Source organism: Microbacterium xanthum, from assembly GCF_034531355.1.
Taxonomy (GTDB): Bacteria; Actinomycetota; Actinomycetes; order Actinomycetales; family Microbacteriaceae; genus Microbacterium; species Microbacterium xanthum.
In genome coordinates, this window is the sequence record NZ_JAWHUE010000001.1 from 366,806 (window position 1) to 390,459 (window position 23,654).

Sequence of the window (23,654 nt, forward strand, 5' to 3'; positions counted from 1 at the left end):
ACCAATGGCGCGATGTCTCGCGGCGTCCGGGTGTCTCCCGGGCGTTCGGCCGGTCAGCGCAGCCGCTCGGGGCGGAATCCGTACCCGACGACGCGGGCGACCACCGGACGCAGCAGCGGCAGGGCGATGCTGAGGACGGCACGCTGGCGGAGGGTCGGTGGATTCTGCAGGACCTCGAGGCCCCGCCCGGTCGCGATGCGGGCGTGCACGGCGCGCTGGATGCGCTGCATCATCGCCGTCGGCCGTTCACGCCGCCGCTGGACCGCGGCCGATGCACGGTCGACGACGACATCGGCGCCGGAGCGCAGCGCAGGCAGCAGGGCACGCGCGGCCGCGACCGCGTCCTGGACGGCGTAGTTGATGCCGACGCCGAAGGCGGGCGACATGGCGTGGGCGGCGTCGCCGATGAACAGGACTCCGGGCGCGTGCCACTGTTCGAGCCGGTTGATCTGCACCGAGAGCAGTTTGACGTCGTCGAACGACTCCAGGGTTCGGACGGAGCCGGCCAGCCGAGGCACCGCGCGCGCGACACGGTCGCGGAAGGCGTCGATGCCCTCGGCGCGATACGCGTCGAAGGAGTCCTTGGGGATGAGCATCCCGCTCTGCAGATATCCCGGTCTCGGGAAGGTGACCAGCATCGTCTCCGTCGTGATCCACGCCAGGGTGTCCGGCAAGGGGGTTTCGGGCTCTGGCAGGCGGAACCACGCCACATCGGCGGGCACGCCGTCTTCGCGTGGACGCAGCCCGACGGCGTCGCGCACGGTCGATGCACGCCCGTCGGCGGCGACGGTGAGGCCCGCCTCGATCTCGACCGGCCCCTGGGCGGTCTGCGCATGCACCCCCGTGACGCGGCCGTCTTCCGATCGGCGCACCCCGGTCACCTCCACCCCCATACGCAGGTCGAAGGACGGGGACGCACGGCCGGCCTCGGCGAGCATCGCCAGCAGATCCCACTGCGGCATGAGGGTGAGAAAGCGATTCGGCTTCGGCAGCGTGGTGAAGTCGATCGCGTGGATGCGGATGCCGTTCACGACCGCGTCCAGCCGCGACAGCGGCTTGTGCGGGATGGCGTCGAAGGCCTCACGGAGCCCGAGGTCGTCGATGAGGTTCATCGTCGACGGGTGGACGGTGTCACCCCGGAAGTCGCGGAAGAAGTCGTCGTGCTTCTCCAGCACGACGACATCCACTCCCTCACGCGCCAGCAAGAGCCCGAGCATGACCCCTGCCGGCCCACCCCCGACCAGGCACACGTCCGTCCGCACGACCATGCCGCCACGGTAGCGCGGGGTCCGAACCGTCGACACCCTGGTCCTCACTACGATCGACGGGTGAGCGAAACGACATCCTGGCCATGCACCCTCGCCGTCGACCTGGGCGGGACGAAGGTCGAAGCGGCCCTGGTCCGCGGGGGCACGGTGCTCGCGGGCACCCGCCACCGCACGCCGACGGGACGTGCCGCCGACGCCGCCGCGCTGACCGCGGCGGTGGAGGACGTGGTGCGTCGCACCCTGGCCTCGCGCCCCGCCGCTGCGCGCATCGACGGAGCGGGCATCGGCAGCGCCGGCCCCGTGGACCGTCATGCCGGGACCATCTCACCCCTCAACCTGCCGGTAGCCGACTTCCCGCTCGCCGCGGTCGTCTCCGAGACGCTGAGGGAGGTCCTCGGGGAAGACGTGCCGGTGACCCTCGCCCTCGACGGGACGTGCATCGCCCTCGCCGAAGCACGACACGGAGCGGCTCGCGACGTGGCCAGCAGCGTGTCGATGGTCGTGTCGACCGGCGTCGGGGGCGGGATCGTCCTGAACGGCGACGTCGTGCCGGGAGACAGCGGCAACGCCGGGCACGTCGGGCAGCTGCGCCTGAGCGCGACGGCTCCGGTCGACAGTGCCCGGGAGGACACGGTCGAGGAGATCGCCTCGGGCCCTGCGTCGGTGCGCTGGGCACAGGCGCAGGGGTGGACCGGCGAGACCGGCGAGGATCTCTCCCGCGACGCGGCGGCCGGTGACGGCCTCGCCCGCGCGGCGATCGTCCGCTCGGCCACGGCGGTCGGGCAGGGGATCGCGAGCATGGGTGCGCTGCTGGATGTGCGCCGCTATGTGATCGGCGGCGGCTTCTCGTTCGTCAGCGACGACTATGTGCAGCTGGTGCAGGATGCCGCGCGGGCGGCCGCGGTCCTTCCTGCCTCGCACGTGACCGAGGTCGTGCGTGCCGAGCTCGGAGGCGACGCGCCACTCGTGGGCGCGGCATGCCTCGCGACGCCCTGATCGGCACGTCGAGCGCGAGAGGGGGTCGGCTCACGCCGACCCCCTCTCCTCGTCGCGTTCAGTAGTTGAGGATCTGACGCCCCTCAGCGGCGAGCGCGCGGATGCTGAGCTCGCCGCCGGCCTCGTCGCGAAGGCCCCACCCCGCGGCGCTGATGTCGTCCTTCACCTTGTGTGCTCCCGCGCAGTACGAGCATGCACCGCGCACATCATCGCGCAGCGACTCGATGAGCGCGTTCATCGGGTGACCCGCCTCACTGATGGCGGCGAGCGACTCGACACCGGACCCGTCGAAGACGACGGTCACGTCGTCGCCGGCCGCCTTGAACTCGGCGGCGGTCTTCAGCCCGCGGTAGACACGGGCCATGTCGCCCGAGATGGGCTCGTAGATGACGACGGCGATCTTGTTCTCAGCCATGAAATGCTCCTTATTTGCCATACCGGTCGGTATAACGACACGCTAACTGGACCGATCGGTATAATCAAATCCATGCCCGACACGACGCCCCCGGCGCGCGGCACGGCCCGCACACGCCTGCTCGCCGCCGCAGCCGAACTGTTCTACGACGAGGGCATCAACACGACCGGGGTCGAAGCCCTCGCGGCGAAGGCCGGCGTGACCAAGGCAACCCTCTACAACAACTTCCGCAGCAAAGACGAGCTGGTCGTCGCGTACCTCCGCGCCAAACTCGAGGCCACCCGAGCCTCCCTCGCGGCTCACGACCCCTCCGGCGCGACGCCCGCGAAGCGCGTGGCGATCATCTTCGACACCCTCGCCACCGATATCGAGGCGGGCCGCTTCGATGGCTGCCCGTTCGCGAAGGCGGCGGTGGAGGTTCCCGGCAACCGCGCCGCGATGGCGGTGGTCCGCGAGCACCATGACGCTGTCGTCGCTCACCTCACCGACATCACCGCAGATGCCGACGTCGCCGAGACCATCGCGATGATCTACGACGGTGCGATCATCGCCGCCAAGGCCACCGGCACGGCGGACCCGGTCGTGCACGCCGGCCACGCGGCTGCGCGTCTGCTCGCAGCCTGATCGGATCGAAACGCGCACGCGCGAGGAGCCCCGCATAGGCTGGTGGCGACGAGTCGAGGAGGACCGATGAGCGCAGCGGATGCGGTGACCGGGGCGGTCGTGTTGATCACCGGGGGCGCCCGCGGGATGGGTGAGCTCTACGCACGACGTGCGATCGCGGGCGGAGCTCGGGCCGTGGCGCTGTGGGACATCGACGCCGAGCGGGCAGAAGCGCTGGCCGCGGAGCTCTCCCGGTCAGGAGCGGATGTGCTCGCCTACCGCGTCGACGTGTCGCGATACGAGGACATCCGCGCCCACTACGAGCGCACCACGGCCGACCTCGGCGCCCCCGACATCGTCGTCAACAACGCCGGCATCGTGCGCGGCGCGCCGTTCTGGGAGCACGACCCCGAGCGAGACATCGAGGCGACGCTGCGCATCAACACCCTCGCCGCGATGTGGCTCACCCGCGAGGCGCTGCCCGCCATGCTGGCCGACGATTCGCGGCCGAAGCGCATCCTCAACGTCGCCTCCGCGGCCGGCACCCTCGCGAACCCGCGCATGAGCGTGTACGCCGCATCGAAGTGGGCGATGATCGGCTGGAGCGAGTCGGTGCGACTCGAACTCGCCGCGGCCGGGCACCGTCACATCGCCGTGACGACCTTCTGCCCGAGCTTCGTCTCCACCGGCATGTTCGAAGGTGCCCGCGGACCGCTGCTCACGCCGATCCTCACCCCCGAACGCGCCACGCGAGCCGCGTGGAACGGCATGCGTCGGGGAACCCCGATCGTGCTGCGCCCCTGGACGGTGAAGCTTGCGATGGCGTTGCGCGGACTGCTGCCGACACGGCTGTGGGACGCCGTGGCCGGACCCGTCTTCCGCGTCTACGCGTCGATGGACCACTTCACCGGCCGCACGCGCGGCGACGGAACGACAGCGCCGCCCCACCCCGAGGGGTGAGGCGGCGGTATCCCGTGTGGCGGGTCAGCCCTTCTCGGCGCGCTCCGCCGCGAGGATCGCGTCGCGACGGGAGTCCAGCTCGGCCTGCAGCGTCAGGCGGTCGTGCTTGTACGGGCGGTACAGCAGCGTGAGGAAGAGGGCGTTCACGAGCATGATGACCACGACCAGCCAGAACATCACCGCCTTCAATCCGATCTCATCGGCGAGGAATCCCCCGACCAGCGTGTATATCGCGAAGCCGATCGACTCGATGACCGAGACGAAGATCGCGAACGCGGCGCCGCGCAGCTCCGGCGGCACGACCGACATCACCAGGGGTCGGTTGACACCGGGGTTCAGCCCCTGCGCCAATCCGACGAGCGCGAACAGTGCCAGGAAGGGAGCGATCGAGCCGTAGTCGAACTGGGTGGCGAAGAAAGCGATGACCGCGAACAGCACCTGCGCGAACTGCAGGAAGGCGACACGTCCGTAGTTGACACTGAGCTTGTTCGCCCAGTCCGCGGTAAGACCGCCGACGAAGGTTCCCGCGAGGTATCCGAGCCCGAAAGGTGCCATGATCGTCGCCGCCAGCGCGGTGTCGAATCCGTATTCCTGCACGAGCAGCACCACGCCGAACGCGGCCAGCAGGAGGTGGCTGGAGAGCAGGCGACTGCCGAGCAGGATCACATAGCTCGGGATGCGCAGGAGACCGACCACCTTGGCCCACGTGATCTTCGTCTCTGCCGCGTCCCGCTCGGCCTGGGTGAACGAACCGAGCTGGGCTTCGGAGGCGCCCTCACCCGGGTCCTTGTAGAAGATGACGATCAACAGGCCGAACAGCATGTTGATCGCCCCGAAGGCGAAGAAGCCGTACCGCCAGCCGTCTTCAATGTTGGCGAGCTGGCCGATGAGCGGTGCGAGCACGCTCGCGGCCGCCGCAGTACCGCCGTAGAGCACGCCGACGACGCGACCGCGCTTTCGGTCTTCGAATGAGTCGGCGATGACCGTCGGCACGATGGCGTGGGCTGCTGCGGTGCCCGCGGCCATCACGGTGTAGAGAACGACCAGCTGCACGAAGTCCTGTGCGAAGCCGGCGGCGATGCCCCAGGCCCCCCAGAAGCCGGTCGCGATCGCGAGGATCGGCTTGCGGCCGAGCTTGCGGGCGAGATAGACCCACAGCGGACCGGCGATCGCCCCGACCAGGCGCGCCGACGCCGCGAGGATGCCGAGCGCGCTCGTGGCCAGCCCCAGGGCCGCCTGGATGACGGGGAACAGGGTCTGGACGACACTGCCCTCACCGCCGTCGATCACCATCGAGCCGCCGAGGACGACGAGGTTGGTCTTGCGGCGAGGCACCGCAGGGCCGTCGGTCTTGCCCTTCTGCACCGCCGCGGCGACGGTGACGGGTGAATGGGTCATGTGGCACTCCTTCGTGTCAGTGTGAGGGGACGGGTCGGGTCAGGACAAGATGGGCTCACCCGCGGTGGCCGCGGTGAGGTGGGAGGCGAGGGCCGCCAGCAGCGGCCGGGGCAGGAGGCCCACGGCGACCGATGCGATCTGGATCAGCGACAGCCCACCGAGATAGCCGGCCATCGGTCCACCGGTGAGCATCGGCGCGAGGCCGCGGAAGACCTCGACCGCGGCGGGCCGGGTGAGCAGCTCGCGCAGCGGCACGTCGAGGACCTCGCCCCCCTCACCGAAGTCGGCGCTCGTGGCGGCCGGGGCGAGGGAGTTCTGCAGCTGTGGCCACTGGGCGGCGACGAGGAGGTGGCTCTCGTCGAGGGGGCCGCTGGCCGGCAGGCCCAACCGCTCGAACTGGCTGGCGGGCGCGTCGTGGTTCCGCAGTTCGTCGCGCAACGCGGTCGCCATCCGCAGCTCGAGGTCCGCGTCGTCGAGCGGACTCGCCTGGTCGGGGTCGGTCGCCAGATCGAACAGCTGCGTGCCGAACATGAACGGCGTGATGAAGCCGGCGGCCGGCGTGCGCAACACCTTCATGCCCTTCGTGAACGGCAGCGGGTCGACCAGCTCCACACCGACCATCTCCTGCGCGCTGAAGAAGCCGTTCATGTGGGTCGGCATGAGCGTGTGCTCGAACAACGGCCCGTTCTGCGGTGTCACGGATGCCCGCATGTACACGTACCGACCGTCGGTGATGCAGGCGTGCCCGCCGAAGACGCCGAACAGTGCGTGCTCAGCCGGCGCCTGCGCATCCTCCTCGATGACCGGGAGGAGCGACTGCCCCTGCATGCGCTCGGTCGGCTGCAGCCCGAACCAGTCCAACAGGGTGGGGCCGACGTCGATCGTGCGGGCGAGCTGCTCGCGGCGTTCGCCGGCGGTCTCGGGACGACGCGGATCCCAGACGAACAGGGGTGTGTGGATGGTCTCGTCGTACCAGGGCTGCACGTTCTTGCCCCACCAGCCGTGTTCGCCGAGCATGAACCCGTGGTCGGTGTTGACGATCAGGAGCGTGTCCTCCCACAGGCCGTGGGCGTCCATCGCATCGAGTACGCGCCCGAGTGATGCGTCGCACATCGACAACAGCGCGGCGTATTCGGCGCGCGCGTGCTCGACGGTGGCGTCGTCCTCGGTGACCTTCGCATAGTCGGGCCAGTCGAAGTGCGGCCCGTCGTAGTCGTGCGGATACAGCCGCTTGTACTGCTCGTAGCTGAAGAACGGCTCGTGCGGGTCGAAGGTCTCGATCTGCAAGAACCAGCCGTCCTCGCCGGCGTTGGTCTGCAGGAACTCCAGGCCCGCCTCGAACGTGCGCGTCTGCGGGTGATCGGCCTCGTCGCTCAGGTGGGCGCGGTTGACCCAGTCCTGCCGCCACAGCTTCTGCTTCATCTGCGCGGCCATACCGTGCGATGCGGGGATGTCGGGGTCGGCGATCTGCCCCTTCCACGGGTCGCCTTCCTGGCCGCGGAACAGCTCGAAGGTCGAGTAGCGGGTGTGGTACGTCGCCCCGCCGTCCTCCCAGTAGTGCTGATGGTCGGTCGCGAGGTGGGTGTGGACGCCGGCCCCGCCGAGCATCGCGATCGCCGAGTCATCGAAGGGCTCGAGCGGCCCCCACGAGCGGTGCAGGAAGTTGTGGCGTGCGGTGTGCATCTCCCGACGGGCGGGCATGCAGGGCATCGAGCCGCCGTAGCTGGTGTCGAAGGTCACGGCGCGGCGGGCGAGGCGCTCGAAATTCGGCGCGTGCATGCCGAGCGCGCCGTAGGGCGGCAGCATCCGGCGGTTGAGGCTGTCGAACATCACCATGATCGCCTTCATCAGCGAGCACCTCCCCTTCGTGGCGGCATCTCGGCGATGCCCTGACATCGATGTCTTCCGGATGCGTCCGGACGTCTCGTGGTGCGCCTAACCTACCGGGTGGTCGGTTAGTTTGGCAAGGGAGGCCTCGGAATCGATCTGCGCGCCGCTCTAGAGTGGAGGGGTTATGAGCACGCCCGCACGGAAGACCCGGCCCCACGGTGACGAACGGCGTCGATCCGTGCTCGCCGTCGCGACCGATCTCTTCTCGCAGCGCGGCTACAACGCCGTGAGCATCGCCGATGTCGCCAAGGAGTCGGGACTGTCGCAGGCGGGTCTGCTCCACCACTTCCCCACCAAACGCGCGCTGCTGCTCGCGGTGCTCCAAGAGCGCGACCGCGCGAGCGAGGGGCCCGGGCCGCACGGGGCCGACTTCCTGCAGGCCTTCGCCGAGGCACTTCGACACAACGACGCCAACCCGCAGCTCGTGCAGCTGTTCGCCCTCCTTTCGGCGGAGAGCATCAGCGAGGGCCACCCCGCTCACGACTGGTTCGTCGAGCGCTACGACCTGCTGGTCTCCGACGTCACCACGGAGGTCGCCTCGATCGTCGACCCCGACAAGCTCCCGGAGGGGATCCACGCGGAGACCCTCGCCCGATGGGTCATCGCCCTGGCCGACGGCCTGCGCACCCAGGCGCTGCTGTCACCCGGGGCTTTCGACCGCGCCGATTCGATCGAGGCCTTCCTCGGAATCCTCCGCCCGTACCTGCGCACCGACGACACCGGTGAATCGGGAGCGGTCGGCATCCCGCACGGCTACTGATCGCCGCGGCGCATCCGCCCCACGTCAGCGGGCATCGCGCTCGACACGGCGCTGGATGCTGTCGTTGAGCGCCGAGATGAGCGTCGCGCTGGTGACGCCGATCACCGCGATGCCCCCCATCATCAGGCCGACCGCGAGAATGCGACCGAGCGGCGTCACCGGAACCAGGTCGCCGTAGCCGACGGTCGAGATGGTCGTGAAGCCCCAGAACAGCGCGTCGTCGAACGTCGTGATGTTCGCATGGGGCGCATCCCGCTCGACCAGCCACACGCCCCACGAAGCGGTGTAGACGTAGAGGAGGGAGAAGATCACCATCGTGATCAGGTACCGGGCGCGCTGGCGTGCGGCCGAGCCGTGACGGAAGGCGGGCAGCCGCCAGATGTAGACCAAGATCAGGTACGGCCGGAGAAAGGGCAGCACCAGACTCACGAGATCGAACGCCCGCGTGCGCACGAACTCTCGTCGCGCCCCGGCCGCCAGCGACAACCGCACCAGGTAGTCGGCGATGAAGACGATCCAGAGCACGAAGACGATCAGCAGCACCAGCGCCGTGGTCGTCGCCGGCACGGTCGCGGCGATCACCCACGTGGACAGCCCGAACATCGCCAGCGCCCCCGCGAACAGGAACCACGCCGTGCGGTCCTCCCACTGCACGACACGGGTCAGGTCGGTCGATGAGCTCGAGGACGATGGGCGGGGCGCGGAAGGCATCATCATGCCGCCATACCTTAGAGGAGCGCGGCCGCCTTTCGGACGGCGGGTCACTGGTGTGCGCGCGTGACCGCGGGATATCGTCAGGACGCCGCACATCTCCTGGAGGGCCGACATGATCGAATCCGCACCGTGGCTGACGCTGGTTCCGCCGGTGGTGGCCATCGTTTTGGCGATCGTGACGAAGAAGGTGATGATCAGCCTCGGCGCAGGCGTGCTGGTCGCCGCTGTGCTCATCGCGGAGTTCGACCCGCTGCGAACGATCGCGCTGATCTGGGAGTCGTTCGCCGTGCTGTTCTGGGAGGACGGCGCCCTGAACACCTGGTACATCTACATTCTGCTGTTCATCATCCTCCTCGGCGTCATCGCCGCCTTCATCCTCATGTCCGGCGGCACGCAGGCCTTCGCGGACTGGGCCGTGGCGCGCATCCGCACCCGTCGCGGCGGGCAGATCCTGCCGGCGATCCTCGGCATCGTGATCTTCATCGACGACTACTTCAACGCCCTCGCCGTCGGTCAGATCAGCCGGCCGGTGACCGATCAGCACCGGATCTCGCGCGCCAAGCTCGCCTACATCGTCGACTCGACCTCGGCACCGATCGCCGTGCTGGCGCCGTTCTCGAGCTGGGGCGCCTACATCATCGGCATCCTCGCACCGATCGTCGCCGCCTCGACGCTGACCATCAGCAGTGTCGAAGCCTTTCTCGGCGCCGCGGCGTCGAACTACTACGCGATCGCCGCGGCCGTTCTGGTGTGGCTGGTCATCGTCTTCCGCGCCGATTTCGGCGCGATGCGCGGGGAAGAGCGGCGCGCCCTCGTCGAGGGGCGCCCCTTCAAGGAGGGCGAGGTCATCCCCGGTCAACTCACCGACGACCTCCCGGTGCACCGCCCGGGCGCCAAGCGGGCGATCATCGTGCCCTTCGTCGCCCTCGTGATCGGCGTGCTGGGCGGGATCGTCTGGACCGGGTACGACGCCTCGGGCTCCTGGGCGCCCGTGGAGATCCTCGCCTCGACGGACACGAGCCTCGCGCTCATCTACGGCGGGATCCTGGGCCTCGCGTGCGCGATCTACTACTACCTCCGCTACACCACGGCGAACCCGAAGTTCGGCTGGAGCAGCTTCGGGCAGGGGTGGCTGGGTGGACTCAAGGCCATGTCGCCGGCGATCGGCATCCTGATCCTCGCGTGGATGCTCGGCGGGCTCATCGACACGCTGGGCACCGGCGCCTATCTCGGCGAGGTCGTGGAGACCTCCGCGCTTCCGCCGGCGTGGCTCATCCCGATCGTCTTCCTGCTGGCCGCGGCGATGGCCTTTTCCACCGGCACGTCCTGGGGATCGTTCGGCCTCCTCCTGCCGATCGTGGGCGGCATCGCCAACGCCGTCGACGCACCGGAGCTCCTGCTACCCATGCTCGGCGCGGTGCTCGCCGGCGCCGTCGCGGGCGACCACAGCTCCCCCATCTCGGACACGACGATCCTGTCGTCGACCGGCGCCGGGTGCAACGTCATCACCCACGTGGTGACCCAGCTGCCGTTCGTCCTCGTCGCCGCCCTCTCGGCCCTGCTGGGCTATGTCGTGCTCGCCGCGACGAGCCTGGTGTGGCTCGGGCTGCTGGTCACCCTCGCCGCACTCGCCGCGTGCGTGGTGGGGATCCGTGCGGTCGCCAGGCCCGTGGAGGTGTCGACGGAGCCGGACCACGAGACTCGGCGAGCTTGACGAGCACGACCCCGACGAGCACGAGCACGCCGCCGACCACCTGCACCGGCTGCGGTGTCTCGCCCAGGAGCAGCCAGGCCAGGAGCGCCGCGGCGAGCACTTCGGTGAGACCCACGAACGACGCCAGGCGAGCGCCGAGACGTCGCGCGGCGGCGATGCCACTGACGTACGACAGGGCGCCGGTCACGGCGCCCAGCAGCAGCACGACCACCCACCAGGGCGCGTCGAAGCCCACGAAGGCGACCGTGCCGGTGCCGACGCCGATCGGAAGGACCCCGACGACGGCGGCCAGCGCGAGGAGCACGACCGCGACGGACAGCCCACCGGCGGCGAGGGTCACCGGAGGCAACCCGTGCGAATCGTCCCCCGAGACGAGGTAGTAGACCGACAGTCCCACCATCGCTCCCAGCGCCCACGCGATCCCCGCGAGGCTGACCGAGACCCCGCCGAGGATGCCGAGCAGAAGCAGGAGTCCCAGCGCGGCGACGACGGCCCCGGCGACGGTGAGCCCGTGGGGCCGCTGGCCGCGACGCAACCACAGCCAGAGGACCACCGCGACCGGTGCGGTGTACTCGACGAGCAGGGCGACCCCGACATCCATCTGCTCGACGGCGAAGAAGAAGCACAGCTGCGCGCCGGCCACGGCGAACAGTCCGTAGAGGAGCACCGTCGGCAGCGCGCGCCGCAGAAGAGGCCACCGCCCGCGCAGGGCGATCAGGCCGGGGGCGGCAAGCAGCGCCGCGGCGATGGCGACCCGGACCAGGGTGGCCGCACCCGCGGTCCAACCGATCTCGAGGAGGCCTTTGCCGAGACTTCCCGACAGACCGAACGCGACGGCTGCCACGAGGGCGAAAGCCACTCCGCCGGCGGCGGTGCCCACCCGCGCGTCATTCGTCAACGTGCTCATGACCGATGACACTACGAGGATCGCTGGTAATGTGTCAACATGGCTTTCGCTCCTGACACCGTCGAGGCCCTGGAGTCGTCCGTCTTCTTGGCGAACACCGCCCTGGAGCCCGACACCCTGATCGCGCCGAGCGATTTGGAGGAGTTCTACGTGCGGTTCTCCTACACCGGGGCGGCCCCCACGGGCCGCGAGCTGGAGCCCGTGCGCGACATCCGATCGCGACTGCGGCAGCTGTTCACCGCCGACCGGGACGATGCCGTACCGCTGGTCAACGCGATCCTCGTCGAACAGCGCGCGATCCCACAGCTCACGCGGCACGGCGAGACCGACTGGCACATCCATGCCACGACCGAGGACAGACCGTTCCACGAGCGGATCCTCGTGGAGACCGCGATGGCGATGATCGACGTGATACGCGCCGACGAGATGGGGCGCTTCGGTCGGTGCGGCGCCGCCGATTGCGAGGGCGTCGTCATCGACCTCTCGCGCAACCGGTCGCGCAAGTACTGCTCGACGACATGCACCAACCGCGAAGCCGTCGCCGCGTACCGGTCGCGTCAGCGCAGCTGAGACGACCGGCGCCGCTCATTCGTCGGCGGTCTCCTGCTTGCCGCGCATGACCAACTGGGGGTCGGGTTCGCCGATCACCGCGTGATCCTTGCCCTCGTACTCGAACTGGTTCAAGAAGAAGCGCATCGCGTTCAGCCGCGCACGCTTCTTGTCGTTCGAACGGACGATCGTCCACGGCGCGTGCTTCTTGTCAGTGCGGCGGAACATCTCCTCCTTCGCGGCGGTGTAGTCCTCCCACCGGTCCAACGATGCAATGTCCATCGGCGACAGCTTCCACTGCCGCACCGGGTCGAGCTGGCGCATGGCGAACCGCGTGCGCTGCTCGGTCCGCGAGACCGAGAACCAGAACTTCGTCAGGTGGATGCCGCTGTCGATGAGCATCTTCTCGAAGATCGGCGCCTGGTCCATGAAGTTCTCGTACTGCTCGTCGGTGCAGAAGCCCATCACCCGCTCGACGCCCGCCCGGTTGTACCAGGAGCGGTCGAACATCACGATCTCCCCCGAGCTCGGGAAGTGCTTGGCGTAACGCTGGAAGTACCACTGCCCCTGCTCGCGCTCGGTCGGCTTCGACAGGGCCACGACGCGGGATGTGCGCGGGTTGAGGTGCTCGGTGAAGCGCTTGATGGTGCCGCCCTTGCCGGCTGCATCCCGCCCCTCGAAGAGGATCATGGCGCGACCACCGGTGTCTTCCAACCAGTACTGGAACTTCAGCAGCTCGACCTGAAGCCGGTACTTCTCCAGCTCGTACTCGTCGCGGTCCATCCGTTCGTCGTACGGGTAGCCCTCTTGCCACGTGTAGACGGGGTTTCCCTGCGGGTCGATGAGGTCGGGGTCCGGTGTGTGTCCGTTGGCGACCGAGTAGCCGCTCTCACGCAGGTGCTCGATGTACTCGCGCAGGCTCTGGTTTCGCAGGTCTTCCATGGCCGTCTCCTCGCGTCGGGTCGCCCGATGAAGACGACCACCCGGATGTGAACAGCGTGTAAACACCGCTACGAGGTTCCATCCGATCACGGCGATGCCCCGAAACACCACACATGACCACCATCACTCCGGCGGCCCGGGTTGCCGCCGAACGGCCCGGCGCGGCGCGGCGGATCCGACTCCTGTTGTCGGAAGTGGGCGCCTTCGGGCTCGTCGGGGCGATCGCCTTCGTGATCGACGTGGGCGGCTACAACCTGCTGCGGTTCACCGTGATGCCCGACTCGGTCGTGTGGGCCAAAGTCGTCTCGGTCACCGTCGCCACGGCCTTCGCGTATGCCGGCCACCGCTACCTGACCTTCCGCAGCCGCCGTGGACGGCCGGTGCTCGGGGAGGCGCTGCTGTTCGTCGTCGCGAACGCCGGCGGCCTCCTCATCTCCGCCGCGTGCCTCTACGTCTCGCACTACGTCCTCGGCTTCACCTCGACGCTGGCCGACAACATCGCCGGGAACGTCATCGGTTTCGCCCTCGGCACTCTCTTCCGCTACCTGACCTATCGATTCGTCGTCTTCCGACCCCGCACGGAGGTTCCCGCATGATCACCCACGCCGGCCCACCCTTGCCCACCGTCCTCCCGACCGACACGGCCGACCCGCTTCTCACGCCCGAACCCCTGGCCCCGGAGCCGGGCGGTGTGACCAATCGCGACATCGTCGACCCCGCACCCGGCTCGGTGGATCCGTCAAGCGTCGATGTCGGTACGGTGATCCTGTCCGGCTCGCTGATCGCCCTGGCGATCCTGCTCACCGCCGTCGCCCTGACGACGCTGTGGTGGATGCTCTACGCCTGGCGCTCCTCGCGCATCCACCGGGGAACGCGGTTCACGCCCGTTCCGACAGAACCGGCCCACACGTTCACACTCCTCGTCCCCGGCCGCCATGAAGAGGAGGTGATGGGCGAGACGCTGGACACGCTCGCCCGGCAGACGCACCCGAATGTGCAGATCATCGCCATCGTGGGCCACGACGACCCGGGCACCGAGGCCGTGGTCCGCGCGGCCGCCGACCGCCACCCCGCGCGCATCGAGGTCGTCGTCGATGACAGCGTGCCGAAGAACAAGCCCAAAGCCCTCAACCGCGCGCTGCCCTTCGCCACCGGCGACATCGTGGGCGTGTTCGACGCCGAGGACGACGTGCACCCCGACCTCCTCCGCCACATCGACTCGCGGTTCACCGAAACGGGCGCGACCGTCGTGCAGGGCGGTGTCCAGCTGATGAACTTCCGTTCCAGTTGGTGGTCGTTGCGGAATGTCCTGGAGTACTACTTCTGGTTCCGCTCCCGCCTGCACTTCCACGCCGGCTCGCGGTTCATCCCGCTCGGCGGGAACACCGTCTTCGTCACGCGCGAAGCACTCGAACGCAACCTGGGTTGGGACGCCGAGTGCCTGGCCGAGGACTGCGAGCTCGGTGTCCGCCTCTCCAGTCAGGGCGAGAAGGTGGTCGTCGCCTATTCCCCCGAGTACGTCACCCGGGAGGAGACGCCTCCGACGTTCCGTTCGCTGTACAAGCAGCGCACCCGATGGAACCAGGGCTTCCTGCAGGTGCTGCGCAAGGGTGAGTGGAAGAAGCTGCCCACCCGGCGCCAGCGCATGTACGCGCGGTACATGCTTTCGATGCCGTTCCTGCAAGCGGCGACGGGCCTGCTGATCCCGCTGGCGGTGATCCTCATCCTGTTCGTCAAGGTGCCGACCGCCGTCGCCCTCATCACCTTCCTCCCCCTCGCACCGACCCTCTTGACGATCGCCGTCGAGGCGGCCGGCCTGGGCGAGTTCGGACGCGTCTTCTCCGAGAAGGTCCGCGCGCGCGATTACGTTCGGCTCGTCCTCGGCACGTTGCCGTATCAGATGTTCCTCGCCGCAGCGGCGATCCGCTCCGTCTGGCGCGAGTCGCGCGGCCAGACCGGCTGGGAGAAGACGGAGCACAACAACGCCCACCGCACCTTCCCGACCACCGTCGGCACCCTCTCGATCCCGGCGCCGGACGACGCGGACGCACCCGAACTCGCCACGACAGGAGCGACCCGATGAGCACTCCGACCCTGACCCGGCCCGAGGCCCAGACCGGCGACTCCGCCCGCCCCTCGCGGACAGAGCGGATGGGTGCGTGGTGGATCGCCCACCGACGCGATATCGCATGGATCGCCCCCGTGATCGCGGTCGCAGCGGTCGTCTCCTTCGTCAACATCGCCGGCTCACCGCAGCGCATCGACGACGAGGGCACCTACACCGCGCAGGCGTACGCCATCCTCACCTACGGCGAACTCGCGCACTACACGTACTGGTACGACCATCCGCCCCTCGGCTGGATTCAGATCGCCGGCTACGCGCTGCTCACCGGAGCGTTCGCGCGCTGGGATGTCGCCGTGCTGGCCGGTCGCGAAGCGTCGATCGTCGCGTCGCTGATCGCGGCGATCCTGCTGTGGGTCCTCGCGCGCCGCACCGGGCTCAGCCGGCCCGCCGCCACCGCTGCCACCGCCCTGTTCTCGCTGTCGCCCCTCGCGCTGCAGTTCCACCGCACGGTGTACCTCGATAACCTCGCCGTGCCGTGGCTGCTCCTGGCGTTCGTCCTGGCCACGGTCCGCCGCTCGCAGCTGGCGGCGTTCGCCGGGGCCGCAGCGGCCTTCGGGATCGCCGTGCTGACGAAGGAGACCTTCCTCCTCGCCCTGCCGATCCTCGCGTGGGTGATGCTCCGCAACGCCCAGCGGGCGACCCGCCGCTACACCCTCTCCGTCGCGGCGGGGACCCTCGTCCTGATCGGCGGCGGCTACCTGCTGCTGGCGGCGGTGAAGGGGGAGCTGATCGGCTCGACCGGCCAGGTGAGCCTGCTCGATGGCGTTCTGTTCCAGCTGAGCGACCGAGAAGGCAGCGGATCGCTCGCCGATCCCGACTCGCTCATGAGCGCGACCGTCGGAATGTGGTGGCAGCTCGACGCCGTGTTCATCACCGGCGGTCTGGTCGCCGCGGCGATGGGGGTCTTCCATCGACGCCTGCGCCCGTACGCCGTGCTGCTGCTCGCCCTCACGGCCTTCATGTTCCGCCCGGGCGGCTACCTGCCGGTGCCCTATGTCATCATGCTGCTCCCGTTCGCCGCGCTCGCCGTGGCCGGGATCGTCGACACGGGTGCGCGGTGGGTTCGTCGACGCGCCGGGGTGCGTCGGCTCGTCGGCGGCGCCGTCGTGATCGCGGCCGGTGCGGCCGCGGTGGCGGCCGCACCGAACCTGGTCACCCAGCTGCGCGGCTTCGTCGCCGCCGACCTCGACCGTCCGATGCGCGAAGCGACCGACTGGCTCGAGCGGAACGCCGCCCCCGAGCAACGACTGATCGTCGACAACAGCATGTGGGTCGACCTGGTCGAGGCCGGGTGGGATCGAGAGAACGTGATCTGGTACTACAAGATCGACACCGACCCCGAGGTCGCCGCGGCATCGCCGAACGGATGGCGAGACTCCGACTACGTCATCACCACGGAGTCGATGCGCACGTTCCCGACGCAGTTCCCCGAAGTGACCGGCGCGATGCAGAACTCCGTCCCCGTGGCGACCTTCGGCGACGGCGACCAGTCGGTCGACGTGCGCCGCATCGTCCCCGCGGGTGCGGACACCGCCGAGGAAGCGCAGAGCGCCGCCTTCACCCGCCAATCCGAGCTCGGCTCGCAGCTGTCCGTCAACCCGCGCGTCGAGATGCCCGAGAGCGCGGACGATGCCCTCGCCGCGGGACACGTCGACGCGCGGATCATCACGGTGCTCGGCGCATTGAGCGCGTCGCACGAGGTCGAGATCGCAGGATTCCCCACGGTCTTCGGCGAGCAGAGCCCCATCGCCCGCCAGGTGGAGATCGTGTCCGTCGACGGCGAGCCGATCGATGACGAGGCCGCAGAACTCCTCCGCAGGGTGGCCGGCTCGGTCACCGCCGCTGACGTCGAGATCGCCGATGGCACCGCCCTCATCCGCTTCGCCCTCTCCTGACACACCACACGGCACGTCGGTGCCCACCGGCACGCCATCGCACCGCACACATCACACGAAAGGACCGTCATGACCACTCACGCCCATCACCGCCGCCCGCTGCGGACCACCTTGGCCGCTCTGACGGCGACGGCGGCCGCCGCCGCCGGCCTGCTGGTCGCACCGGCTGCGGGAGCCGCCGAGGATTCCGCCGGCTGGCTGCGCCTGGGTCACCTCTCCCCCGACACCAAGTCGGTCGACGTCGAGGTGACCGCCCTGAGCGGGGGAGCCGTCGAGTTCGAGCTCGAGGGCGTCGGCTACGGCGACGTATCGCCGTACACCGAGCTCGACGCGGGGACCTACACCGTCAGCATGGTCCCCTCGGACGCCGCAGAGGGCACCGCCCCCGCGATCTCGGGAACCGTCACGATCGATCCGGAGAGCGCGAACACCGTCGTCGCCTTCGGGCCGTCGGATGACCTCGAGGTCACCGCGATCAGCGACGACCTCAGCCGACCGTCCGACGGTTCGGCCCGCATCCGATTGATTCAGGCATCCACGCAGACCGCGGAAGTCGATGTCGTGACCTCGACCGGCGTGCCCATCGCGCGCGGCGCGAAGGCAGGCGACGCCACCGGCTACGCGGAAGTGCCCGCCGGCCCCTGGACCCTCGAGCTGGACGGCGGCGCGGTGACCGGCGAGACGTCGATCGACGTGGCCGAGGGCAGCGTCTCGACGCTCTTCGTCCTCGACACCGCCTCGGGAGGCCTCGAGATCATGACCGTCACCGACTCGGCCGCCGTGGGCGCCGTGCCGGAGGGCGGCGTGGACACCGGTGCCGGCGGACTCGCCGACGCGGACCGCGTATCGCCGGCACCGGGCGTCCCCGCCGGGGCATGGATCTTCGGGATCTGATCGCATGTCCATCGGTCGGATCGGTTCGGTCGCGGTACCGGTCGTGCTCGTGGCGCTGCTCGCGGGGTGCACGACCGATGCGCCGCCCGAGCGCAGCGATGCCGAGGTCCACGCCGCGGCGTTCCTCGACCAGTGGGTCGAGGACGGCCGGGTGGTGCGCCATGACCAGGGAGGAGACACCGTGAGCGAAGGGCAGGCCTACGGCATGCTCGCGGCCGTCGTCGCGGCGGACGAAGAGCGCTTCGACGAGATCTGGGAGTGGACCCAGGACGAGCTCGTGCGCGAGGACGGCCTGCTGGCATGGCGGTGGGAGGACGGCGACGTCGTCGACGCGGAGCCGGCGTCGGATGCCGAACTCGACGCGGCCCGCGCACTCGTCCTCGCCGGCGACCGCTTCGCCCGCGCCGATCTGTCCGACGACGGCGTCGCGCTCGCCGACGCGCTGTTGGACGAGCTGACCGTCGAGACGGCGCTCGGGCGCGTTCTTCTGCCCGGGCTGTGGGCGGAGGGCGAAGACCCGCTGCCCTACAACCCGAGCTACGCCTCCCCGGCGGCGTTCGCGATCCTCGGCGCCGCCACCGGCGACGAGCGCTGGGAAGAGTTGGCCGAGGGAAGCGCCGCCGCCACCGAGGCGCTCTTCGACGCCGCCGCGCTTCCCCCGGACTGGGCCCAGATCCACGCCGACGGCACCGTGTCCCCGATCGCGGGAGCATCCGGGGAGGGCGATGCCGTGACCTACGGCTACGACGCGCAGCGCACGATCATCCGCTACGCGGAGTCGTGCGAGCCGGCCGATCGTGATCTCGTCGCCGATGCACGGGAGCCTCTGTCCTACGCCGATGAGCCGGCCGCGGTGCTCGACCTGGGCGGCGGTGCGGTCACCTCCGACCGCAGCCCGTTGAGCATCGTCGCCCGCGCCGCCGCATCCGCCGCCGACGGCGACGCGTCGGCGGCGCGCGACGACCTCGTCGCCGCCGCGACCCTGTCGCAGGAGAACCCGACCTACTACGGCCGCGCGTGGATCACGCTGGGCGCGGCGATGCTCGCGGGCGACCTCGGCGGATGCGACGCCGTCGCGGGGAGCGGGTCGTGAGCCGGGCGGTGCGGGCGGGCCTGTGGTCGACGATCGGCCTGCTCGCGATCGCTCTCCTCACCGTCGGCGTCGTGCACGCGGCGGCGTCGCAGGAGGGACCCGACACGGCGCCGGTCGCGACGACACCAACCGCAACGGAGAGCGCGAACCCCTTCTCCGCGGGCGGGCTGCAGGACCCCTCCGCGCCGGCGGACGAGGTCGACCTCGGCGTCCCGGAGACGGTCCGCATCCCGAGCCTCGGCGTCGACTCGGCCCTCGAAGACCTGGCGGTCGACGCCGCCGGCGAACTGCAGGCGCCTGTCGACTACGACACCGCCGGTTGGTATGCGGAGGGCGTCGCCCCCGGATCGATCGGCCCGGCCATCATCGCCGGACACATCGACTCGCCGACCGGGCCGGCCGTGTTCCAACGCCTCGACGAGCTGGCGCCGGGAGACGAGATCGACGTCGAGATGACCGGCGGCCGGACGCTCACCTTCGTGGTGACCGGCGCCATCCAGTCGACGAAGGCGAACTTCCCCACGTCGGACGTGTACGACAACGTCCCCGCACCGGCCCTCCGGCTCATCACCTGCGCCGGCGATTTCGATCGCACCATCGGCCACTACACCGACAACCTCATCGTGTTCGCCAGCCTCGCCGCCTGAGCGCGCGAGTCCACACCGGAAGAGAGACCCCATGACCGACGACGCCGCCCTCAAGACGCTGGTGATCATCCCGACCTACAACGAGATCGACAACCTGGAGCCCATCGTGGGACGCGTGCTGGCGGCCAACGCCCACACCGACATCCTGGTCGTCGACGATGCCAGCCCCGACGGGACCGGCGACCTCGCCGACGCGCTGTCACGCCGGCACCCCGAGGTGCACGTGCTGCACCGCGCCGAGAAGGACGGCCTGGGCGGCGCCTACCTCGCGGGCTTCGCGTGGGGGCTGGAGCGGGGCTACTGGGCACTGGTGGAGATGGATGCCGACGGATCCCACGATCCGGCCGATCTGCCCCGCATGGTCGACCAGCTGTCCCATCACGACGTCGTCCTCGGCTCGCGGTGGACACCCGGCGGGCAGGTGAAGAACTGGCCGTTGCACCGCAAGGTGATCAGTCGCGGGGGGAACATCTACACGCGACTCGCGCTCGCCATCGACGTGCGCGACGCCACCGGCGGGTACCGGGTGTTCAACGCGCGGGCTCTCGAGCGAATCGACCTGGCGGACGTCGCCTCGCAGGGGTACTGCTTCCAGGTCGACCTGCTGTGGCGGGCCCTGCAGCGTCAACTCCGCGTCGTCGAGGTGCCGATCACCTTCGTCGAGCGCGAGCGCGGCGTATCGAAGATGAGTGGCTCGATCGTCGCGGAGTCTCTGGCGCGCGTCACCGTGTGGGGGATCACCCGCCGCCTGGCCGAGCTGGGTGAACTCGTCCGTCATGGGCGGCGGTTGCCGTCGGTGCGGTGGACCTCGCACCGCACGCTGCCGGCCACCGGCCGGTGAGGACGGCGACGCGAGCGCTCGTATGACGACACATTCGGCCGTTCGTGACGACACAATCGCCGAGGCCGCACGCACCCGGCTTACCTTCGAGGTCATGACCCATTCCCCCGTCCCCGTCCTCGACATGTCGCTCCTCGACGACGGCCCGGAAGCCGCCGAGCGCTTCCGGGCAGACCTGCGCCGCGCCACCCACGAGGTGGGTTTCTTCAGTCTCGTCGGACACGGCATCCCCGATGCTCTTCAGGAGCGCCTCCTGAAGACCTCGCGCGCGTTCTTCGCCTTGCCCGAGGAGGACAAGCTCGAGATCGAGAATCTGACCTCGCCGCACTTCCGCGGGTATGCACGACTGGGCGGCGAGCTCACGCAGGGCAAGGTCGACTGGCGCGAGCAGATCGACATCGGCCCCGGCCGCGAGCCGATCGAACGCGGCCCGGGCGATCCCGCGTATGTCGTGCTGGAGGGACCGAACCTGTGGCCCAGCGCCCTCCCGGAGCTGCGGACCGTGGTCGAAGAATGGTCCGAGACGCTCACCGCCATCGGGCGGCGCCTCCTCGAGGCGTGGGCCGACGCCCTCGGCGCCCCGCCGGAATCCCTCCTGGACCTGTTCGCCGACGACCCGCAGACGCACCTGAAGATCGTGCGGTACCCCGGAGTCCCCGACGACGCCCCCTCACGACAGGGGGTCGGCAAGCACAAGGACGCGGGCGTGCTCACGCTGTTGTGGATCGAGCCGGGTGCCGGTGGGCTGCAGGTGGAGTACGAGGGCGAGTGGCACGACGTCCCGCCGGTCGAGGGCGCGCTCATCGTCAACATCGGCGAGCTGCTCGAATGGGCGACCGGCGGGTATCTGCGCGCCACGGTGCACCGGGTGATCGCGCCCGCCGCAGGCACCGAGCGCATCTCGGTGCCGCTGTTCTTCAATCCGGCACTGGCGGTGCAGATGCCCCGCCTCGACATCGCGGAGGAATTCCGTTCCACCTCTCGCGGCATCGAACAGGATCCCGACAACGTCATCCACGGAACGTACGGCGAGAACCAGTTGAAGTCGCGGCTGCGGGCCCACCCCGACGTCGCCGCGATCCACCACCCCGAACTGCTCGAGGAGTCGCGCCGCACCTGATCCGCAGCACCGGGGCCCGGCGCACGGACCGCACGCGTTCCCCACGATGTCACCGACGGGCAGTACCATCCCGGCATGGCGTTCATCGAGGCGAACGAACTCGTCAAGACCTACCGCCCCAAGGGTGCGCCCGTGCTGCGTGCCCTCGACGGACTGAACCTGTCCGTCCCGGAGGGAACCGTCACGGCTCTCCTCGGTCCGAACGGTGCCGGCAAGACGACGACCGTCAAGGTGCTGACCACGCTCATCCGGCCCGACTCCGGTTCGGCGGTCATCGACGGGGTCGACGTGCTGTCCGATCCGCAGGCGATCCGGCGGATGAGCGGGGCGAGCGGCCAGTACGCAGCCGTCGACGAGAACCTCACCGGCTTCGAGAACCTGCTGATGGTGGGGCTGCTGTACCACCTGGGGCGTCGCGAGGCGACGAGGCGGGCGAAAGAGCTCATCGAGCTGTTCGACCTGGTCGACGCGCAGAATCGGCCGGTGAAGGGCTTCTCCGGCGGTATGCGACGCCGGATCGACCTGGCCGGCGCTCTGGTCATCAATCCCCCGGTGCTCTTCCTCGACGAGCCGACGACCGGGCTGGATCCCCGCAGCCGCCTGGCGCTGTGGGAGATCATCGAATCGCTCGTCGACGGCGGCACCACGGTGCTCCTGACCACGCAGTATCTGGAAGAGGCCGATCGCCTGGCCGACTCGATCTCGATCATCGACAGCGGCCGGGTGATCGCCGAGGGGACCGCCGACCAGTTGAAGGCGTCGGTGGGCGGGCAACGGGTCGCCGTCACCCTCGTCGACGAAGCCGACGCTCGGGCGGCGCGTGAGATCCTCGGCCGACACGGCACCGCCGATGCGACCTCCGACGGCGGGCGCACCCTGGTCGTCCCCGTCGCCGACGGATCGGCGGCGCTGGCCCACATCATGGCCGACACCACCGCGGCGGGGATCTCCCTGCACGACGCCGGGATGCGGCGACCCACGCTCGACGATGTCTTCCTGCAGCTGACCGGACACGCCGCCGAGAGCACCGACGACGAGGAGGCGGCGGCATGAGCACCACCGACCGGGGATCCCGCTCCCGCCGGACCCTCCAACCGGAACCGAGCTCTCCCTTCAGCCGATTCCTCTCAGACGGCTACGTCGCCACCTGGCGCAACATCAAGAAGATCGTGCGCGTCCCCGACATCCTCGTGTTCACGCTCATCCAGCCGATCATGTTCGTGCTGCTGTTCACCTTCGTCTTCGGGTCGTCCATCGCCGTCGAGGGCGAGGACTACACCTCGTTCCTCATGGCGGGCATCTTCGCCCAGACCATCGTCTTCGGTTCGACGTACTCGGGTTCGGCGATGGCGCAGGACCTCAAGGACGGCATCATCGACCGATTCCGCACCCTTCCGATGAACGGCTCCGCCGTACTGATCGGCCGCACCGTGGGCGACCTCGCGATCAACGTGCTCTCGCTGGTCGTGATGATGCTCACCGGATTCGTCGTCGGCTGGCGTGTCGAGTCGACCCCGCTGGATTTCGTCGCCGGCGTGGGCCTGCTGATGCTGTTCTCCTACGCGTTCTCGTGGGTGATGGCCTTCCTCGGGCTCATCGTGCGCAGCCCCGAGGTGATCAACAACGCCTCGTTCCTGATCCTCTTCCCCGCCACCTTCATCTCGAACGCGTTCGTGCCGAGCGAGAACCTGCCCGGTCCGCTGCGCGTGTTCGCCGAGTGGAATCCGGTGTCGGCTCTCGTGCAGGCCGTGCGCGAGCTGTTCGGCAACGCCCCAACCAGCGCCGGTTCGACCGCGTCGTGGCCGCTCCAGCACCCCGTCGTCTACGTGCTGCTGTTCACCGTGGTCATGTTCCTCGTGTTCGTGCCGCTCTCGGTGCGTCGGTTCCAGACCCTCAGCCGGTGACACCGGTCACGGGCCGCTG

At 69.5% G+C, this 23,654-nt stretch carries 23 protein-coding genes; 16 read left to right on the plus strand and 7 right to left on the minus strand.

Annotation, left to right across the window (positions count from 1 at the left end):
* Window positions 1-53: 53 nt before the first annotated feature.
* A complete protein-coding gene (locus tag RZO50_RS01840) occupies window positions 54-1,268 on the minus strand; it encodes an FAD-dependent oxidoreductase (protein ID WP_322598001.1) in 1,215 nt (404 codons plus the stop codon).
* 60 nt (window positions 1,269-1,328) lie between these two features.
* Between RZO50_RS01840 and RZO50_RS01845 the strand changes: the two genes are divergently transcribed.
* Window positions 1,329-2,264 carry an ROK family protein gene (locus RZO50_RS01845; protein WP_322598002.1) on the plus strand — a complete coding sequence of 312 codons (936 nt, stop codon included), beginning with the start codon at window positions 1,329-1,331 and terminating at the stop codon, window positions 2,262-2,264.
* A gap of 58 nt (window positions 2,265-2,322) precedes the next feature.
* Here RZO50_RS01845 and RZO50_RS01850 read toward each other — a convergent pair whose 3' ends face one another.
* Window positions 2,323-2,679 (minus strand): DsrE family protein, encoded by a 357-nt coding sequence (locus RZO50_RS01850; RefSeq protein ID WP_322598003.1) that lies wholly within the window; start codon window positions 2,677-2,679, stop codon window positions 2,323-2,325.
* 72 nt (window positions 2,680-2,751) lie between these two features.
* On the opposite strand from RZO50_RS01850, the gene RZO50_RS01855 reads away from it, so the two are divergent.
* Together RZO50_RS01855 and RZO50_RS01860 are read left to right on the plus strand one after the other, a co-directional pair.
* On the plus strand, window positions 2,752-3,303 hold the full coding sequence (locus tag RZO50_RS01855; RefSeq protein ID WP_322598004.1) for a TetR/AcrR family transcriptional regulator: 552 nt from the start codon (window positions 2,752-2,754) through the stop codon (window positions 3,301-3,303).
* A gap of 66 nt (window positions 3,304-3,369) precedes the next feature.
* Window positions 3,370-4,242, plus strand: a complete 873-nt coding sequence (locus tag RZO50_RS01860; RefSeq protein ID WP_322598005.1) for an SDR family NAD(P)-dependent oxidoreductase — start codon at window positions 3,370-3,372, stop codon at window positions 4,240-4,242.
* A gap of 24 nt (window positions 4,243-4,266) precedes the next feature.
* Here RZO50_RS01860 and RZO50_RS01865 read toward each other — a convergent pair whose 3' ends face one another.
* Together RZO50_RS01865 and RZO50_RS01870 are read right to left on the minus strand one after the other, a co-directional pair.
* On the minus strand, window positions 4,267-5,640 hold the full coding sequence (locus RZO50_RS01865) for an MFS transporter (RefSeq protein ID WP_322598006.1): 1,374 nt from the start codon (window positions 5,638-5,640) through the stop codon (window positions 4,267-4,269).
* A gap of 39 nt (window positions 5,641-5,679) precedes the next feature.
* Window positions 5,680-7,488, minus strand: coding sequence for a sulfatase-like hydrolase/transferase (locus tag RZO50_RS01870; protein ID WP_322598007.1), 1,809 nt, complete (start codon window positions 7,486-7,488; stop codon window positions 5,680-5,682).
* A 166-nt stretch (window positions 7,489-7,654) separates the two neighbouring features.
* On the opposite strand from RZO50_RS01870, the gene RZO50_RS01875 reads away from it, so the two are divergent.
* Window positions 7,655-8,290 carry a TetR/AcrR family transcriptional regulator gene (locus tag RZO50_RS01875; RefSeq protein ID WP_322598008.1) on the plus strand — a complete coding sequence of 212 codons (636 nt, stop codon included), beginning with the start codon at window positions 7,655-7,657 and terminating at the stop codon, window positions 8,288-8,290.
* A gap of 24 nt (window positions 8,291-8,314) precedes the next feature.
* On the opposite strand, the gene RZO50_RS01880 is transcribed toward RZO50_RS01875, so the two are convergent.
* Window positions 8,315-9,007, minus strand: a complete 693-nt coding sequence (locus RZO50_RS01880; RefSeq protein WP_322598009.1) for a potassium channel family protein — start codon at window positions 9,005-9,007, stop codon at window positions 8,315-8,317.
* A 109-nt stretch (window positions 9,008-9,116) separates the two neighbouring features.
* Here RZO50_RS01880 and RZO50_RS01885 point away from each other — a divergent pair, with 109 nt between their 5' ends.
* Window positions 9,117-10,718 (plus strand): Na+/H+ antiporter NhaC family protein, encoded by a 1,602-nt coding sequence (locus RZO50_RS01885; RefSeq protein ID WP_322598010.1) that lies wholly within the window; start codon window positions 9,117-9,119, stop codon window positions 10,716-10,718.
* Here RZO50_RS01885 and RZO50_RS01890 read toward each other — a convergent pair.
* The gene (locus tag RZO50_RS01890) at window positions 10,618-11,625 is read right to left on the minus strand and encodes a DMT family transporter (protein WP_322598011.1); all 1,008 of its coding nucleotides are present in this window, start codon (window positions 11,623-11,625) and stop codon (window positions 10,618-10,620) included. The genes RZO50_RS01885 and RZO50_RS01890 overlap by 101 nt on opposite strands.
* 39 nt (window positions 11,626-11,664) lie before the next feature.
* Here RZO50_RS01890 and RZO50_RS01895 point away from each other — a divergent pair, with 39 nt between their 5' ends.
* Window positions 11,665-12,195 (plus strand): CGNR zinc finger domain-containing protein, encoded by a 531-nt coding sequence (locus RZO50_RS01895; protein WP_322598012.1) that lies wholly within the window; start codon window positions 11,665-11,667, stop codon window positions 12,193-12,195.
* Window positions 12,196-12,210: 15 nt separating this feature from the next.
* On the opposite strand, the gene ppk2 is transcribed toward RZO50_RS01895, so the two are convergent.
* On the minus strand, window positions 12,211-13,116 hold the full coding sequence (ppk2, locus tag RZO50_RS01900) for a polyphosphate kinase 2 (protein ID WP_322598013.1): 906 nt from the start codon (window positions 13,114-13,116) through the stop codon (window positions 12,211-12,213).
* Between the two features lie 113 nt (window positions 13,117-13,229).
* Here ppk2 and RZO50_RS01905 point away from each other — a divergent pair, with 113 nt between their 5' ends.
* From RZO50_RS01905 to RZO50_RS01950, 10 genes are all read left to right on the plus strand, one after another.
* Entirely contained in the window at window positions 13,230-13,712 is a 483-nt protein-coding gene (locus RZO50_RS01905; RefSeq protein ID WP_322598014.1) for a GtrA family protein, read from the plus strand.
* Entirely contained in the window at window positions 13,709-15,199 is a 1,491-nt protein-coding gene (locus RZO50_RS01910; RefSeq protein WP_322598015.1) for a glycosyltransferase family 2 protein, read from the plus strand. The genes RZO50_RS01905 and RZO50_RS01910 overlap by 4 nt, the downstream gene beginning before the upstream one ends.
* Window positions 15,196-17,136: an ArnT family glycosyltransferase gene (locus RZO50_RS01915; protein ID WP_322598016.1), complete on the plus strand. Its 1,941-nt coding sequence runs from the start codon at window positions 15,196-15,198 to the stop codon at window positions 17,134-17,136. Before RZO50_RS01910 ends, RZO50_RS01915 begins: the two co-directional genes overlap by 4 nt.
* Window positions 17,137-17,205: 69 nt before the next feature.
* Window positions 17,206-18,030 carry a DUF4397 domain-containing protein gene (locus RZO50_RS01920; protein ID WP_322598017.1) on the plus strand — a complete coding sequence of 275 codons (825 nt, stop codon included), beginning with the start codon at window positions 17,206-17,208 and terminating at the stop codon, window positions 18,028-18,030.
* A 4-nt stretch (window positions 18,031-18,034) separates the two neighbouring features.
* On the plus strand, window positions 18,035-19,123 hold the full coding sequence (locus tag RZO50_RS01925) for a glycosyl hydrolase family 8 (RefSeq protein WP_322598018.1): 1,089 nt from the start codon (window positions 18,035-18,037) through the stop codon (window positions 19,121-19,123).
* Window positions 19,120-19,770 (plus strand): sortase domain-containing protein, encoded by a 651-nt coding sequence (locus RZO50_RS01930; protein WP_322598019.1) that lies wholly within the window; start codon window positions 19,120-19,122, stop codon window positions 19,768-19,770. The genes RZO50_RS01925 and RZO50_RS01930 overlap by 4 nt, the downstream gene beginning before the upstream one ends.
* A gap of 31 nt (window positions 19,771-19,801) precedes the next feature.
* Entirely contained in the window at window positions 19,802-20,611 is an 810-nt protein-coding gene (locus tag RZO50_RS01935) for a polyprenol monophosphomannose synthase (protein ID WP_322598020.1), read from the plus strand.
* 94 nt (window positions 20,612-20,705) lie between these two features.
* Window positions 20,706-21,731, plus strand: coding sequence for an isopenicillin N synthase family dioxygenase (locus RZO50_RS01940; RefSeq protein ID WP_322598021.1), 1,026 nt, complete (start codon window positions 20,706-20,708; stop codon window positions 21,729-21,731).
* A gap of 75 nt (window positions 21,732-21,806) precedes the next feature.
* On the plus strand, window positions 21,807-22,784 hold the full coding sequence (locus RZO50_RS01945; RefSeq protein ID WP_322598022.1) for an ATP-binding cassette domain-containing protein: 978 nt from the start codon (window positions 21,807-21,809) through the stop codon (window positions 22,782-22,784).
* Window positions 22,781-23,635, plus strand: a complete 855-nt coding sequence (locus RZO50_RS01950) for an ABC transporter permease (RefSeq protein ID WP_322598023.1) — start codon at window positions 22,781-22,783, stop codon at window positions 23,633-23,635. The genes RZO50_RS01945 and RZO50_RS01950 overlap by 4 nt, the downstream gene beginning before the upstream one ends.
* Window positions 23,636-23,654: the final 19 nt, after the last annotated feature.

Coding starts and splice junctions, on each gene's coding strand:
- RZO50_RS01950 (WP_322598023.1), top strand. CDS start 22,781: ATGAGCACCACCGACCGGGGATCCCGCTCCCGCCGGACCCTCCAACCG.
- RZO50_RS01920 (WP_322598017.1), top strand. CDS start 17,206: ATGACCACTCACGCCCATCACCGCCGCCCGCTGCGGACCACCTTGGCC.
- RZO50_RS01925 (WP_322598018.1), top strand. CDS start 18,035: ATGTCCATCGGTCGGATCGGTTCGGTCGCGGTACCGGTCGTGCTCGTG.
- RZO50_RS01875 (WP_322598008.1), top strand. CDS start 7,655: ATGAGCACGCCCGCACGGAAGACCCGGCCCCACGGTGACGAACGGCGT.
- RZO50_RS01855 (WP_322598004.1), top strand. CDS start 2,752: ATGCCCGACACGACGCCCCCGGCGCGCGGCACGGCCCGCACACGCCTG.
- RZO50_RS01880 (WP_322598009.1), bottom strand. CDS start 9,007: ATGATGATGCCTTCCGCGCCCCGCCCATCGTCCTCGAGCTCATCGACC.
- RZO50_RS01885 (WP_322598010.1), top strand. CDS start 9,117: ATGATCGAATCCGCACCGTGGCTGACGCTGGTTCCGCCGGTGGTGGCC.
- RZO50_RS01940 (WP_322598021.1), top strand. CDS start 20,706: ATGACCCATTCCCCCGTCCCCGTCCTCGACATGTCGCTCCTCGACGAC.
- RZO50_RS01910 (WP_322598015.1), top strand. CDS start 13,709: ATGATCACCCACGCCGGCCCACCCTTGCCCACCGTCCTCCCGACCGAC.
- RZO50_RS01870 (WP_322598007.1), bottom strand. CDS start 7,488: ATGAAGGCGATCATGGTGATGTTCGACAGCCTCAACCGCCGGATGCTG.
- RZO50_RS01895 (WP_322598012.1), top strand. CDS start 11,665: ATGGCTTTCGCTCCTGACACCGTCGAGGCCCTGGAGTCGTCCGTCTTC.
- RZO50_RS01840 (WP_322598001.1), bottom strand. CDS start 1,268: ATGGTCGTGCGGACGGACGTGTGCCTGGTCGGGGGTGGGCCGGCAGGG.
- RZO50_RS01860 (WP_322598005.1), top strand. CDS start 3,370: ATGAGCGCAGCGGATGCGGTGACCGGGGCGGTCGTGTTGATCACCGGG.
- ppk2 (WP_322598013.1), bottom strand. CDS start 13,116: ATGGAAGACCTGCGAAACCAGAGCCTGCGCGAGTACATCGAGCACCTG.
- RZO50_RS01890 (WP_322598011.1), bottom strand. CDS start 11,625: ATGAGCACGTTGACGAATGACGCGCGGGTGGGCACCGCCGCCGGCGGA.
- RZO50_RS01945 (WP_322598022.1), top strand. CDS start 21,807: ATGGCGTTCATCGAGGCGAACGAACTCGTCAAGACCTACCGCCCCAAG.
- RZO50_RS01905 (WP_322598014.1), top strand. CDS start 13,230: ATGACCACCATCACTCCGGCGGCCCGGGTTGCCGCCGAACGGCCCGGC.
- RZO50_RS01935 (WP_322598020.1), top strand. CDS start 19,802: ATGACCGACGACGCCGCCCTCAAGACGCTGGTGATCATCCCGACCTAC.
- RZO50_RS01865 (WP_322598006.1), bottom strand. CDS start 5,640: ATGACCCATTCACCCGTCACCGTCGCCGCGGCGGTGCAGAAGGGCAAG.
- RZO50_RS01850 (WP_322598003.1), bottom strand. CDS start 2,679: ATGGCTGAGAACAAGATCGCCGTCGTCATCTACGAGCCCATCTCGGGC.
- RZO50_RS01915 (WP_322598016.1), top strand. CDS start 15,196: ATGAGCACTCCGACCCTGACCCGGCCCGAGGCCCAGACCGGCGACTCC.